The sequence below is a fragment of the Saccharibacillus brassicae genome (assembly GCF_006542275.1).
In the GTDB taxonomy this organism is placed as follows: domain Bacteria; phylum Bacillota; class Bacilli; order Paenibacillales; family Paenibacillaceae; genus Saccharibacillus; species Saccharibacillus brassicae.
Window position 1 is genome coordinate 2,130,040 of sequence record NZ_CP041217.1, and the last position, 14,311, is coordinate 2,144,350.

Consider the following 14,311-nt stretch of genomic DNA (forward strand, 5'->3'; position numbering starts at 1 on the left):
GCGCAAGTTTCTTGTTTTGCCGCAAAAAAAAGAAGCTTTCGCCACGGCGAAAGCTTCGAAAACATCGGTTCGTCATACTGCCGAAAGCTTATTGCAGTACGCGTCTTGCGGACACGTAATGATCCTGCCAGTATTTCAGGTCGAGGTCGGCCACGACCACGCCGTCTTTGCTCGCGCTGTTGTGGACCAGGCCGCCTTCTCCGTTGTAGATGCCGACATGGCCGATCAGGCCGGGCACGCTGCTCCAGAAAAACAGCAGGTCGCCTTTTTGCCATTGGTCTTTGTCCACCGCAATGCCGATGTCTTTTTGGTACGCGGTGCCGAACGGCAGGTTGAGGCCCTGCAGGCCGAACACGTAGCGCGTGAACGAAGAGCAGTCAAGCAGCACCGGCGCTTCGTTCTTGCCGAATCCGTAGCGCGTGATGCCCTGCAGCGACAGCGCGTCCTGAATGATCCGGTCGGCGGTGTTCGAGTCGATAGCGCTGCCGGTCGACGGCGTAGGAAGCGGGACGACCGGCAGCGGGACGCTCGGAAGCGGAAGCGGCACGGCCGTGTCGACAGCCGGCGGAGCCGGAGTCGCGGCCGGCGAGACCGAAGCTCCGCCGGGCAGCGTATACGTGACGTAGCTGGTCGAGACGTAGCCGGTCAAGCCGTTGGCGTCGGTAATCTTGAGCCAGGCGGAATTCGCGAGTTCGACGGCGGTGAACGCTTCGCCGGCCGACAGGACGCGGTGCACGGCGCTGCCCGTCGTCGGCTCGGCGCGGAAGTTCACGTTCTTGGCGACGGTTCCGCTGCCCGTATTGGCGGGAACGGCTGCGGGAACGACGGCCGGAGCCGCGGAAGGAGCAGGTTCGGAAGCGACGGATTCCACCGTCGCCTGGACGATCGGAGCCTGCGCGGCGGCCGAGATCGGCTTGACCGAAGGCGTCCCCTTGACGCCCGCGGACGACGCGGTTTTGACAGACGAAGACGCGGCGGCCTTGACGGCGCTCTGCGACTGCGTTTCTTTGGCATACGTTACATAGGAGGCCGATACGTATCCGGTCTTGCCGCCTACATCGACTTTGAGCCAGTGGGCGTTGAGCGCGGTGAGCACTTCGAGCTTGGTGCCCGGCTGCAGCGTGCGGTGCACGCTTCCTTCCGAAGCCGACGGAGCCGAACGAAGATTGACGGGACGGTCGACTTTGCCGGGAGCCGCTTCCGCGACGACGGGTACAGTCACTAGAAGAGTCGATACTGCGAACAAGCCGAAAAGCTTTCTTTTCATGATTGCCTCCTTGGTACGGCATGGGCGCAAACAGCGACCCGGCGGGGTCGCCGAGACCGTAAATCGCGCGCATGTCCTGTTGTCGATAAGCGCTTCCGCAAAAAAACGGACTGGCGCTGGGCTGGTAACGGGCCGACGGTTCTGCATTCTATCGCTAGTTTATCTTCTATCGGCGCAAATCTCCAGCGTTTTGAGCAAATTGGAGACAAATAAGAAACGATTTTGACATCTTTTGCGTCCGGGAGCATAATAGCTAAGGATTTATGGCTCTTGAGCCAAAATGAGGCAAAACGCCGCGAACGGTTTAACCTTATATAAAAGGTTTTCCGGCGAGACGAATGTTCCGGCGGACCCTCTTTATTTTCATGTACAGAAAAGGAGCTTTGCACCATGGAGCCGATCAAGTATCTGCGGTCTGTATGGACCCGACCTTTCGTGTTGTTCACCCTCATCCTTTTGGTCAAAGGCTATATCGCCTGGGGACCGATTTTCGAAGATACTCCGCTGTGGGGACCGCTGTTGACAGAGATCCCGTTTTTGTGGATTATTTTCTGCCTGTTCGAATGGCTGGCGACCAAACGCAAACTGCTATGGTATATGGTCACCAATTTGTTCGTCACGGGACTTTTTTTCACGGCGATCATCTATTTCAAATACTACGGCGTCGTCGTCAACTACCATGCGCTCGACCAGAGCCGGCAGGCCGTCGAAGTCAGCGACAGCGTGTTCACGCTGCTTGCGCCGCAGTACCTGCTTATTTTCACCGATATTCTCGTGCTGACCGTGTGGTTCTTTGCCAGTAAAAAAGCGCGGAAATGGCGGGCAAACGTCGTTCACCGCCCGATGAACCGCCGCGTCCTCGGCAGCGTGCTGATTGTCTCGCTGGTCTTGTGCACGATGAACGTCTGGCCGAACCGCGCGAGCATGAACGAAGTCGTCAAAGCGGAAAAGATGGGCATCCTCAACTACGAAGCGTACACGCTGCTGACCGACCGCGACGAAGAACCGGTGCCGCTCGACGAGATCAGCCAGGCCCGGATCAACGAACTCAAAAGTATCGAGCAGCCCGAAGCGCCGGCGCATTACGGAGCGGCCGAAGACAAGAACCTGATCATCCTCCAGCTGGAATCGCTTCAGAACTTTATGGTCGGCCTCAAGATCGACGGACAGGAAGTGACGCCGAACCTGAACAAGCTCACCGCGGAAGGGCTCTATTTCCCGAACTTCTACCAAAGCGCCGGACAGGGCAACACGTCGGACGCGGAGTTTACGGTGAATACGTCGTTCTATATCCCGCCGCGCAAAGCGTCCGTCGTCGCGTACGGCGAAAAGGAACTGCCGAGCCTGCCCAAGCTGCTGGAAGACAGCGGCTACCAAACGGCCACGTTCCACACCAATCAAGTCTCGTTCTGGAACCGGAACCAGCTGTACGCCGCGCTCGGGTTCGACAAGTATTACGACCAGGAATTTTTCGGCATGGACGATACGGTCTTCTTCGGCGCTTCCGATGAAGTGCTGTACGACAAGACGACCGACGTGCTGCAGCAGATGGACACAGCCGACCAGCCGTTCTACGCGCAGATCATCTCGATGAGCGCGCATCACCCGTTCACGATTCCCGCGGAGAAATACAAAATGGATCTGCCGGCGCGTTACGAAGGCACGCTCGTGGGCGATTACATCCGCGCGCAGAACTATGCGGACTACTGCCTCGGCCGGCTGATCGACGAATTGAAAGAGAAAGGGCTGTGGGAAGACAGCCTGCTGATGCTGTACGGCGACCATCTGGGCCTGCCGCTGCATTCGATGGACGAACGGGACCTGGCGTTGACCAAAGAAATTCTCGGTCACGATTACACGTACAGCGACATGCCGAACATTCCGTTCCTCATTCTCGGCGACGACACGAACGAAGCCCATGTGCAGCCGCAGCTCGGCGCCCAGGTGGACATCCTGCCGACGGCGGCGAATCTGCTCGGCGTCTCGCTGGACGACCATATCCACTTCGGCCAGGATCTGTTGAACCAGTCGGAGAACATGATCCCGGAACGCTATTATTGGCCTTCGGGCTCGCTGATCGCGGGCGACACGCTGTTCATCCCCGGCACCGGATACGCCGACGGCACCTACTACCCGCTCAAAAAAGGCGGCACGTCCGACTCCGGCGTCACCGAAGACCAGTACAACCGCATGCTCCAACTGTTCGAACTGTCCAGCAGCTACGTCCGGCAGCAGCCGGACCGGCCGGGGGCGGCGGAGGAAGAGTGAGGCGGTAGGGGCGAAGGCGGCTCGCGGAAGCGGAGTGCAGAGCTGGCGCAGCGGCGGGTTGCGAAGCAGGCTCGCAGCGGCGGAGCGCAGAGCTGGCGCAGCGGCGGATTGCGAAGCGCGCTCGCGGCGGCGGAGCGCAGAGCTGGCGCAGCGGCGGGTTGCGAAGCGCGCTCGCGGCGGCGGAGCGCAGAGCTGGCGCAGCGGCGGATTGCAAAGCGCGCTCGCGGCGGCGGAGTGCAGAGCTGGCGCAGCGGCGGATTGCGAAGCGCGCTCGCGGCGGCGGAGTGCAGAGCTGGCGCGGCGGCGGGTTGCGAAGCGCGCTCGCGGCGGCGGAGTGCAGAGCTGGCGTAGCGGCGGGTTGCGAAGCAGGCTCGCAGCGGCGGAGCGCAGAGCTGGCGCAGCGGCGGATTGCGAAGCGCGCTCGCGGCGGCGGAGCGCAGAGCTGGCGCAGCGGCGGGTTGCGAAGCGCGCTCGCGGCGGCGGAGCGCAGAGCTGGCGCAGCGGCGGCCATGAGGGCAGAACAAAATTAGAAGGAATCCTGCAAGAAGATTCCGGATTCCGCATGCGAACAGAGAAACTTGCCCCCGTCGATCAAAAGTTAAGCTTATCGTGCAAACAGACCGGACGCCTCAAAAAACACCACCGCAAATCTCGCGATTTGTTGGTGGTGTTTTTGGTTTTTTTAATTTGCTTGAGTTGGATTGGGGTAGGCTCGGGCTCGGCGGAGCGCCGGAGGCTCGAAATATTCGCGGCCGGCAGAGCCTGAAGCGTTCCGCGGCGCACGCAAGCACGTCTTCGGGCTTCTCAGAGCGCTTGGAAGCTCGAAATGTCCTTCTATACGCTCGAATACGAAAATAACTGCGTGAGAGCAGTTATTTCGCTTCAAAAAGACTATTTTTCGAAAATAAGTGCAGGAGAACAGTTATTTGGGCCAATATCCGGGTTGGGCAGGCCGAACGAGGAAAATAAGTGTTCTGTCGCACTTATTTTTTATGCAGCGGCCAGGCCGCGGAAATTAGCTGTTTTGGCGCACTTATTTGAGTGGGGTAAAGTCGGATTGGTGGTTTTGAGCCGGTACTTGGGCGGGGTATGCGGCTGTAGGCTGTGGAAGGCGGATCGGGACGGCGGGGTTGGCAGGCCCGATGGCGAAGCCGGGCGCGGCGGATCGGCGCGCGGGGGCGCAGGGCTCGGCCGGGCGCGGCGGATCGGCGCGCGGGGGCGCAGGGCTCGGCCGGGCGCGGGGGATTGGCGCGGGAGAGCGTAGGACGAAGCCGGGCGCGGCGGGGCAGCGCGTGGGGGCGCAGGACGCGGTTGGGCGCGGGGGATTGGCGCGTGAGGGTGCCGGGCGCGGCGGGGCAACGCGTGGGGGCGCAGGGCAGGTCGGGCGCGGTCGGGCGCGGTTGGGCGCGGGGATCGCAGGGCTCGGCCGGGCGCCAGCCAAACCCAGCCGCGCAGCCCGGCTAGTCCTCCAGCTCCGCGACGGAGAAGGAGACGCTGGCGCCGCCCTCCGGGCGGTTGCGCGCGGCGATCTCGCCGCCGTGCCGGCGCACGACGGTTCGGGCGATGAACAGCCCGAGACCGGAGTGCCCGACGCCGCCCGTTCCGGCGTCGGCAGACCTTGCCGCATCTTCGCGATAGAACTTCTCGAAGATGCGGCCGCCCCCGGCCTCCGCGAAGCCGGGGCCGTCGTCGCGCACTTCGAATTCGGCCGTGCCGGGCCGGATTCGAAGTTCGACCGCGACGCAGCCGCCCTCCGGCGCGTAGCGGAGGGCGTTACTGACAAGATTGTCCAGCACCCGGTTGATCCGGTGCTGATCCAATCGCAGCGGGCCGTGTTCGCCCTCGGCCCGCAGGTCGTGTGCCGACAGCTCGAAGGCGAGGCCGCGCTTTCGGCACAGAAAGGCGTATTCCCGCCCTTTGGCGCGGAAAGCCGCCTCCAGGTCGACCGGCTCCGGACTGAGCGCAAAGTCCGGACGTTCCACCCGCGCGGCTTCCGACAGGTCCGCCGTCAGCGAGATCGAACGGTCCACCGCGCCGAGAATCGTCTCGGCGTAGCGGACCGCGCGCTCGGGACGGCGGCCTCCGTCTTCCAGCAGCACTTCCGCGTGCCCGCGAATCACGCTGAGCGGCGTGCCGAGGTCGTGCGCGACGGCCGCGATCGCGTCGCGCCGGTCGCGTTCCGACTCCCATTCGCGCCGCAGCGATTCCCGCAGCGCTTCGCGCATCTGCTCGAATGCGGCGAGCAGCTGGTTCAGCTCGCGGACGCCGGTTCCTCCGCGTTCCAGCGAGAAATCCAGATCGTGCTCGCGGATCTTCTCCGCGCCTTCGATCAGATGCCCGAACGGCTCTTCGAGCTTGCGGCTGAGGCGGCGGCCGCTCCAGACCGTGAACCCGTACAAATAAGCGAACGGCGCGGCCGCCATCAGCAGCCCGCCGAGCAGCAGCGGCACGGCATGCGACGGATTCGCCGCGGCGGCCGTCAGCTTGTAGCGCAGCGCGATCGCGCCGGCGAATGCGCCGTCCGGCCCTGTCAGCGGCTCGTAGCGGATATAATAGCCGTTCGCCGATACATGGCCGTTCAGACGCGCCAGCAGATCCGGCCCGCCGCGGATCGAATGCGCGCTGTCCGTAACAAACGAGCCGTAGATCCGTCGGCCCGAGGCGTCGAACACTTCGTAAGCCATTCCGTCGGCCGGCACGATCGCCGCGACGGCGCTTTGCGAAGCCGGGGATACCGGATCGCCCAGCTGCCGCACCTGTTCGGCGACCTGCGGCACAAGACTTTCGTAATAATTCGCCGGACGCAGCGAGCCGCTCCAGACGAGCAGGACGCCCAGACCCAGTGCCCACGTCAGCACCGTCGCCAGCACGCTGAGCAGAAACGTCCGCTGGAACGTGCGCTGGATCAGGCTTTTTAGCAGCCGATCTTTCGCAGGGCTGCGGCCCGGCGCGCTTCCGCCCCGAACAGCGGCGTGTTCATTCGGAGCTCTGCCCGCCGCACTCCCTTCGCCCACGGGCTCTGCCCCGCGAGCCGCCCGCTCTCCACTCCGTTCGCCCGCTTCACCTACGGATTCCGCCCCGCGAACTTCGCCCGCCTGGCTCACGGATTGTTCCCTGCTCCCTTCGCCCACGGGCTCTGCCCCGCGAGCCGCCCGCTCTCCACTCCGTTCGCCCGCTTCACCTACGGATTCCGCCCCGCGAACCTCGCCCGCCTGGCTTACCGATTGTTCCCTGCTCCCTTCGCTCCCGGCCTCTGCCCCGCGAGCCGCCCGCTCTCCACTCCCTTCGCCCCCTTCACCTACGGACTCCGCCCCGCGAACCTCGCCCGCCTGGCTCTCGGATTGTTCCCTGCTCTCTTCGCCCACGTGCTCTCCCCCGCGAGCCGCCCGCTCTCCACTCCGTTCGCCCCCTTCGCCTGCGGATTCCGCCCCGCGAACTTCACCCGCCTGGCTCACGGATTGTTCCCTGCTCTCTTCGCTCCCGGGCTCTGCCCCGAGATCCTCGCCTGCTCTACGCATCCCGACCTCCGCTCCCTCCTTCATATCCGCCATTTATAACCGACCCCCCACACGGTGGAGATGGGGTTCAGTTCGGGATCGGCGGCGTGCAGTTTGGCCCGGACTTTTTTGACGTGTTCCGTGACCGTCGACGAGTCGCCGTCTGCTTCCAGGCCCCAGATCCGCTCGTAGATGTCTTCGCGCGCGAACACCTGCGACGGGTGCAGCGCCAGCAGCAGCACGATGTCGAATTCGCGCCCGGTGAACGCAAGCGCTGTCTCTCCGAGGCGGACTTCGCGGGCCTGCGCGTCGATCGCGAGGGCACCGAAGCGCAGGTAGCGCTCCGCTGCGCCGCGGTCTCTTTTTTCCCGGCGCAGATGCGCGTAGATTCTCGTCTTGAACTCGCGCAGGCCGAACGGCTTCACCAAGTAGTCGTCGCCGCCGGCCATCAGCCCGCGCACGCGGTCTTCTTCGGAACGCCGGGCGCTGACGAACAAGATGGGGCAGGACGCGCTTTCGCGGATCGCCGCGCACAGCTCGTAGCCGTCCATGCCGGGCATCATCACGTCGAGCACGACGAGATCGGGCCGGCGGGGCAGCAGAGCCAGCGTCTCCTGGCCGCCGTACGCGCACAACACCTCGTATCCTTCGTCTTCCAGCGCATCGCGCATGAACGCCACGATCTCGCGCTCGTCGTCCACCAACAGCACCGTATCGGCCATGTCCGCTCATCCTCTCCTTGTTTTCGCAGCGGCACGCCCGTTTTCCAAGCCGTCCGTTCCTACTGCGTCCATTCTCTCCGCTTCCAACTCCATGTTCCCATTATAGCGCAGCCCGCCAGCAGCACGCAGACCGTCCAGCCGAGCCCGGCGTCGCTGCCGCCCGTTTGGCCGAGAAACCGGAAGATCGAATCGGACACCGACAGCAGAAAAGCGAGCCGGTCCGACGCGTACAGTCCGCCTACGATGACCGCCAGCGTGCCGACATAGGCCAGCACCGGATTGGGCACAAGCCGCGCCACAAGGCCGCCGATCCCGATCAGGGCGACGAAGACGCAGAAAGCGATGCCGTAAAAAGACAGCCCGTAGCCGAGCGCGCCCGCAGCGCCGACCGTGCCCGCGCCCGGCAGCGTCGTCTCGGCGGCGGGCGCCATAAAGATCGACCCGAACACCGTTCCGGCCGCCCACGTGAACAGCGTCAGGACGCCGACGATCAAGCCCAGCACGGCCCATTTGGCCAGAAACAGGCGCACGCGCGACACCGGGCGGATCAGCGCCAGCCGCAGCGCGCCCGAAGACACGTCGCCGCCGAAGCTGTCCGCCGCAAGCATCGGAATGACGACGAAATGCATCAGAATCGCCAGCTCCCGCAGCAGAAAGGGCGCCGTATTCAGCGAATCGAGCGCCACGGGACGGTTCATGTCGTAGAAACTTGTGTTCATCATCGCCAGAAACAGACATTCCAGCGGCACGAAGAGCAGGTAGACGGCGATGACCGCCCACGTCCGTTTGCGTTTGAACACCCGCTGCGCTTCGCTTCGGAGCAGATTGCCCGTTCCGACTCCGCTTTGTTTTTCCTTATTCAAAAGAATCCCTCCTTCTCCAGATCAACGCCGTCAGGACGCCGAACAGCAGGCCGTAGCCCGCGATCACGCCCAGATTCCACAGCCGCAGCCCGTGCAGGTCCGCAAGCATCGCCGCAAGACCTTCCCATTCGATCATGAGCAGCGACAGAAAATACAGCCGTACATAAGCCTCCAGCTCGAACAGCGGCCGGAAATACGTCAGCAGCGTCGGCAGCAGGTACGACAGCAGCAGGAAGCCGATTCCGAGCGCAAGCGTCACCGTGGACGAACGCCCGACCGCCGCAAGCCAGAAAAAGACGGTCAGCAGCGCGGCCAGCGCAAGAGCGGCCAATCCGTAGTACGCGAGATCGTACAGCAGCCCTTGTCCGTACGTCGCGAAGCCGGCCCCGTAGAACAACGGATACGTCTCCGGGTTGGGGAACAGAATTCGCCCGATCGCCGCCGAGCAGATCAGATAAAGCGCCAGCTGCATCCACATAAAAGACAGGCAGACGACCCATTTGGCCGCCATGATCCGCTTCAGCGACACCGCGCGCAGCAGGCCCATCCGCAGTTGGCCGCTGCGGTATTCTTCCGTCACCGTCAGGCCGGCCAGCACCAGCATCATGCCGCTGAACGCGGTGACGAGCATCTCGGCCAGCGCGAGCACCGGCACGCTGCCGGCGGTCGCGTACTCCGGCAGTCCCGGATCGAGCACGCCGTTTTGCGACAGCAAATAGCGGGCCGACACGAGCGCCATCAGCGGAGCGGCGAACGCCATCAGCCGCACGACGCGCCGGTTCCACAGTTTGCCCCATTCCGCCGCCAGCAGCCTGCGAAAGCCGACCCCGTCGCCGCTTGAAGGTTCGTACAGCAGCAGGCTCATGTCGTCATCCTTTCTACAAACGCTTCTTCCAGACTGCCGTGGTCGCCGATCATCTCTTCCCGGCTGCCCGCGAAGACGCGCTCGCCTTCGCGAATGACGACGATGCGGTCGCAGATTTTCTGGAGTTCGTCGAGCAGGTGGCTGGAGATCAGCACCGTTTTGCCGAGGTCGTGCTTGAGCCGCAGAATCAGCTCGCGCAGTTCCCGGATCCCCATCGGATCGAGTCCGTTGGCCGGCTCGTCGAGGATCAGGAGCTGCGGATCGCCGAGCAGCGCCTGCGCGATGCCGAGCCGCTGCTTCATGCCGAGCGAATACGTTTTGACGCGCTCGTCGGCTCTCTGGTCCATGCGCACGATCTCAAGCACTTCGCGCACCCGCTGCCGCCGCGCCGCGCGGTCGGGCAGGTTCGGATGCAGCAGCGCCAGATTGTCGAGATTGTCGCGCCCCGTCATGTACGGGAAGAAGATCGGCGACTCGACGATCGCGCCGAACTGCGCGGCGGCCGCCTGCCGATCGCGCACCACGCTGCGCCCGCCGATCAGGACGTCGCCGGAATCCGGCCGGATCAGTCCGGTCATGACGCGGATCAGCGTTGTTTTGCCCGCCCCGTTCGGCCCGAGCAGCCCGCAGATCTCGCCCCGTTCGACCGTGAAGGACACGTTCTGGAGCAGCGTCCGCCGCCGCACCCGTTTGGTGACGTTCCCGATCTCGACCAGCGGCTGCTCCGCCTGCGGGATTACGATCCTGTTTTCCCGTTCCGTTTGTGTCGCCTGCATGTGTGCATCGCCTCTTTCTTTTTCGTCTGCCCCAAGTGTAGAAGGCAAATCTAAAGAAAGAATAAAAGGTCGCAAAAAAAGTCAAAACCCCGCTGCGCCCGGTCTGCTACTCTGGGTACAAGGAGGCGTTCACGTGAGCTATAATCCTGCGGTGCAAAAAACGATCGACTATATCGAGCGCAATCTGGAACGAGCCTTGACGGGCGAAGAAATCGCGTCCGAAGCCGGGTTTTCCTTTTTCCATTTTCACCGGATTTTCCAGAGAGAGACCGGCATGACGATGTCGGAGTATGTGCGCGCAAGAAGGCTGGCCGGCGCGGCGTCCGCGCTGCTGCATACGGACGAGCGGGTGCTCGATCTCGCGCTGCGGTTCGGGTTCGAGTCGCAGGAAGCGTTCAGCCGGGCATTCAAAAAAATATACGGGCTGCCGCCTGCCCGTTATCGTAGATGGATGGGCGGCATGCTGCACAAGGAGGAACTTTCCATGCAGACAAATTCCAATCTTCAAGAGTCTCCGGTCAAAGGCTGGTTCATGAGCGGGAGTCATCCTTTTCTGTACGAAATGGGCATCGACCGCCATACGGTGCACCGGGGAACCGGGTCCGGCTATCTCAAGTCGGCCGCGGCCGAGACGCCGGAGCAGTTCGGCACGATGATGCAGGTCTTTCGGGCGGAACGCTATGTCGGGCAGAGAATCCGGCTGTCGGCATTCGTCAAAACGGACCAGGTCGAACCGGGCTTCGCGGCGCTGTGGATGCGGGTAGACGCGGCCGACGGCGACGTGCTTCAGTTCGACAACATGGCGAATCGCCCGCTGACCGGGACGCTGGACTGGAACCATTACGCGATCGTGCTGGACGTCCCCGAATCCGCCGCGCAGATCTCGTTCGGCGTTCTGCTGAGCGGTTCCGGGCAGATCCATGTCGACGGCTTCGCGTTCGACGAGGTGCCGGACACCGTGCCGACCACCCATCTTCAAACGGAAGAACCGCTGCCCGACCGGCCGATCAATCTGTCGTTCGAAGAGGTGCCGGAATAAAGCCGCGACGGTAACGGTACCTTCGGGTAGGCAGGCAGAGGAGCGGATAGGCGGATAGATGGGCGGGCACATGTATGGGTAGATGGATAGATGGGCGGGCCTATAGGAATATAGATAGGCTGGTATATAGATTGGAAAATAGACCGGCAGGCAAAAAAGGCTTTCTCCGCGAAGGAGAAAGCCTTTGGTGCGTTGGGCGGTGAGGCGGAAGCCGGACGTCAGGCGGTCAAACGAGTGCGCGGGCGGCTGTCGGGCGAGCGCACGGGCGGGCCGTCGACGATCCAGTTGTCACACGGGCGCATGAAGCAGGCTGTTGGACGATACAGTTGTGAGGCAGGCGCACGTGCGGGCTGTTGGACGGTATAGTGGTCAGGCGAGCGAGCGGGCAGGCGTTAGATCGGCAAACCTCACGCCGCTTCTCGCCGTAGCGAACCGTCAGCACGCTATTTGCTCTCCAGCACGCTTTTTGCCAAACTAACGAATCGTCACAACGCTATTGGCTCCGAATCCCGTGAATCCGGTCTTTTGACGCCCAATAAGGATACGACGATTCGTTAGATTTCATAAAAGGCGAAAAATCGGCAAATAAGGTGCCTACGATTCGTTACAGTTCGAACCCGCCGCACGGATGCCCATTTCCCGCCATCCGGTTATCCGGTTATCGGACACCTCCGTCACCCGGCTATCGAACACGCCCGGTCTTCCGTTCCGCTCATCCGGCTACCGAACACGCCCGGTCTTCCGTTCCGTTCCGTTCCGTTCCGCTCACCCGCCCCGCCGGCCAAGCCTGCCCCGCTCCTCGATCGGCGTGCCGCCGAGCCACTCCCGCGTGAACGCGATCCATTCGCGCGCCGCGTACGACTGGTAGCGGTCTTTGCGCCAGATGACGCCGAGTCTCCACCAGATCGCCGGCTGTTCGAGCGGCACGACGGCGACGGATTTGCCCGACGCCTGCCGGCAGATCGTCTCGGGCAGCAGCGCTACGCCGAGTCCGGCCGCTACCATCTCGCTGATCAGGTCCCACTGCGAACTTTCGTACACGATCCTCGGCTGGAAGCCGGCCTGCAGGCATTCGTTGATGATCCGGTCGTGCAGCGTGAAATCTTCCCGGAAAAAGACGAAGTTCTCCTGCGCCAGCTCCCCGAGCTTGGCGCTCGGCGCGCCCGCCAGAGCATGCGACGCCGGCACGACCAGATTCAGCCGCTCCTCGGCGAACTGGAACGAATCGAACACGTCGAACGACAGCGGCAGCACGACGACCCCGATGTCCAGCACGCCTTCCGCGACGTCCGCTTCGACTTTTTTGGCTCCGTCTTCGAACACCTGCAGCGTCACGTCGGGGTAACGGTCGTGGAACGCCCCGATCACTTTGGGAAAAAAGCTCGATCCGACCATCGGCGGCAGCCCGATCCGGATATGCCCGCGCTTCAGCTCCGCCAAGTCGCCGAGCTGCGCGGACAGGTTCGAGAACGACTGCGTGATCGCTTTGGCCTGTTCCATAACGACCCGGCCGGCGTCGGTCACTTCGACGCGCCGGCCGACCCGGTCGAGCAGCGTCGCGCCCAGTTCTTCTTCGAGCTGCCGGATCGCTTTGCTCACCGCGGGCTGGCTCACGTATAACGATTCGGCGGCCCGGGTGAAGCTTTTGAGCCGTGCCGTTTCCAGAAAATAAGTCAGGTGCCGGATATCCATCTGTTCGCCGCCTTTTCTTTTATACTGCATATTCTGGTCTTCTACCATAACCAAAAGTAATGCTTATGATTCTTATTATTCATTTTACGCATGAAAGAAAGAGATGTAAAATTTTCAATATAGAGAAGAGATTACAGAAAGGAGCGTCCCCGTGAAAAAAGTGCTGCTCGTCGCGATTCAGATTACCGGCTTGATGGCGTTCTCCGAGTTGATGAACCGGCTTGCAGCCTGGACGCACCTTCCGCTGCCCGGCAGCATCCTCGGCATTCTCGCCCTGTTCCTGCTGCTGCAGTTCCGGATCGTCAAGCTGGAGTGGATCGAACTCGGCGCCACCTGGCTGCTCGCCGAACTGCTGCTGTTCTTTATCCCTGCCGCCGTCGGCGTCATGAATTATATTCCGCTGCTCGAACAGGACGGCATGCGTATCCTCGCCGTCGTGGTGCTGAGCACCCTGATCGTCATGACCAGCTCGGGCCTGTTGGCCGGAGCGTTATCGAGAAGAAAGGAGAGCCGCCCTTCATGATCAATCAAGCCGTCACGTACCTCACCGCCACGCTCGTCATTTATTATGCCGCCAAATGGGTCTATCGCAAATATCCGCGCGTCTATCTCTCGCCGCTGCTCATTACGCCGGTGATTCTGGTCGCGGTGCTGCTCTCCACCCATTCCACCTATGCCGAATACAATCAGGGCGGCGCCTGGCTGTCCCGTCTGCTTCAGCCGGCTACCGTCGCGTTTGCCGTTCCGCTGTACAAAAATTTGCAAACGCTCAAAAAGCATGCCGGCGAGATCGTCGCAAGCGTCCTGTTCGGTTCCGTCATGGCGATGACGTCGTCCGCGCTGCTGGCGCGCCTGATGCACCTGAACGGCGAGCTGGCCAGCAGCCTCGTTCCCCGCTCGGTCACGACGCCGATCGCCATGAACGTCTCGCAGATGATCGGCGGCGTACCGACGATCACAGCCGTGTTCGTCATCATGACCGGGCTGCTCGGCGCCATGATGGGCCCTTCCGTCGTCAAGCTGCTGCGGATCGAAGGCGATATCGCCCGCGGCGTCCTGTTCGGCACAAGCGCGCACGGAACAGGCACGTCCAAAGCGTTCGAGCTGAATCCGCTCACCGGCACCATCTCCAGCATCTCGATGATCCTCGCCGCGCTGTTCACGCTGCTCGGCGCTCCCATGCTGCTCGGCCTGCTGGGCTGAACGAAATAGGCTGAACATGAACGGCATGCACACCCCCGGAACGCAGGCCGCGCCGCGCACGAACAGAACGCGCAGGCCGGGAACAATCGCAATCGGATCGCACGTCAAAACCCCCGCGG

The 14,311-nt window shown here is 62.8% G+C and carries 11 protein-coding genes; 4 read left to right on the forward strand and 7 right to left on the reverse strand.

The genetic code is table 11. The features are described from left to right. Positions 1–88 precede the first annotated feature (88 nt). A complete protein-coding gene (locus FFV09_RS08920; RefSeq protein WP_170314973.1) occupies positions 89–1,267 on the reverse strand; it encodes a C40 family peptidase in 1,179 nt (392 codons plus the stop codon). A 390-nt stretch (positions 1,268–1,657) separates the two neighbouring features. Between FFV09_RS08920 and FFV09_RS08925 the strand changes: the two genes are divergently transcribed. Continuing rightward, entirely contained in the window at positions 1,658–3,535 is a 1,878-nt protein-coding gene (locus FFV09_RS08925) for an LTA synthase family protein (RefSeq protein WP_141447509.1), read from the forward strand. 1,460 nt (positions 3,536–4,995) lie between these two features. Here the strand turns inward: FFV09_RS08925 and FFV09_RS08930 are convergent. The 5 genes from FFV09_RS08930 to FFV09_RS08950 form a co-directional block, all read right to left on the reverse strand. Further along, positions 4,996–6,990: a sensor histidine kinase gene (locus tag FFV09_RS08930; RefSeq protein WP_170314974.1), complete on the reverse strand. Its 1,995-nt coding sequence runs from the start codon at positions 6,988–6,990 to the stop codon at positions 4,996–4,998. Positions 6,991–7,073: 83 nt separating this feature from the next. Further along, on the reverse strand, positions 7,074–7,754 hold the full coding sequence (locus FFV09_RS08935) for a response regulator transcription factor (protein WP_141447511.1): 681 nt from the start codon (positions 7,752–7,754) through the stop codon (positions 7,074–7,076). Positions 7,755–7,813: 59 nt separating this feature from the next. Further along, entirely contained in the window at positions 7,814–8,617 is an 804-nt protein-coding gene (locus tag FFV09_RS08940) for an ABC transporter permease (protein ID WP_170314975.1), read from the reverse strand. After that, positions 8,610–9,482: a DUF2705 family protein gene (locus FFV09_RS08945; protein WP_141447513.1), complete on the reverse strand. Its 873-nt coding sequence runs from the start codon at positions 9,480–9,482 to the stop codon at positions 8,610–8,612. The genes FFV09_RS08940 and FFV09_RS08945 overlap by 8 nt, the downstream gene beginning before the upstream one ends. Next, positions 9,479–10,258 (reverse strand): ABC transporter ATP-binding protein, encoded by a 780-nt coding sequence (locus FFV09_RS08950; RefSeq protein WP_141447514.1) that lies wholly within the window; start codon positions 10,256–10,258, stop codon positions 9,479–9,481. The genes FFV09_RS08945 and FFV09_RS08950 overlap by 4 nt, the downstream gene beginning before the upstream one ends. Before the next feature lie 133 nt (positions 10,259–10,391). Between FFV09_RS08950 and FFV09_RS08955 the strand changes: the two genes are divergently transcribed. Beyond that, entirely contained in the window at positions 10,392–11,297 is a 906-nt protein-coding gene (locus FFV09_RS08955; protein WP_141447515.1) for a helix-turn-helix domain-containing protein, read from the forward strand. Between the two features lie 765 nt (positions 11,298–12,062). Here the strand turns inward: FFV09_RS08955 and cidR are convergent. Then, entirely contained in the window at positions 12,063–12,989 is a 927-nt protein-coding gene (gene cidR / locus FFV09_RS08960) for a cidABC operon transcriptional activator CidR (protein WP_141450403.1), read from the reverse strand. 151 nt (positions 12,990–13,140) lie between these two features. Here cidR and FFV09_RS08965 point away from each other — a divergent pair, with 151 nt between their 5' ends. Then, positions 13,141–13,512: a CidA/LrgA family holin-like protein gene (locus tag FFV09_RS08965; RefSeq protein ID WP_141447516.1), complete on the forward strand. Its 372-nt coding sequence runs from the start codon at positions 13,141–13,143 to the stop codon at positions 13,510–13,512. Beyond that, positions 13,509–14,192, forward strand: coding sequence for a CidB/LrgB family autolysis modulator (locus FFV09_RS08970; protein ID WP_141447517.1), 684 nt, complete (start codon positions 13,509–13,511; stop codon positions 14,190–14,192). The genes FFV09_RS08965 and FFV09_RS08970 overlap by 4 nt, the downstream gene beginning before the upstream one ends. The last annotated feature ends 119 nt before the right edge of the window (positions 14,193–14,311 follow it).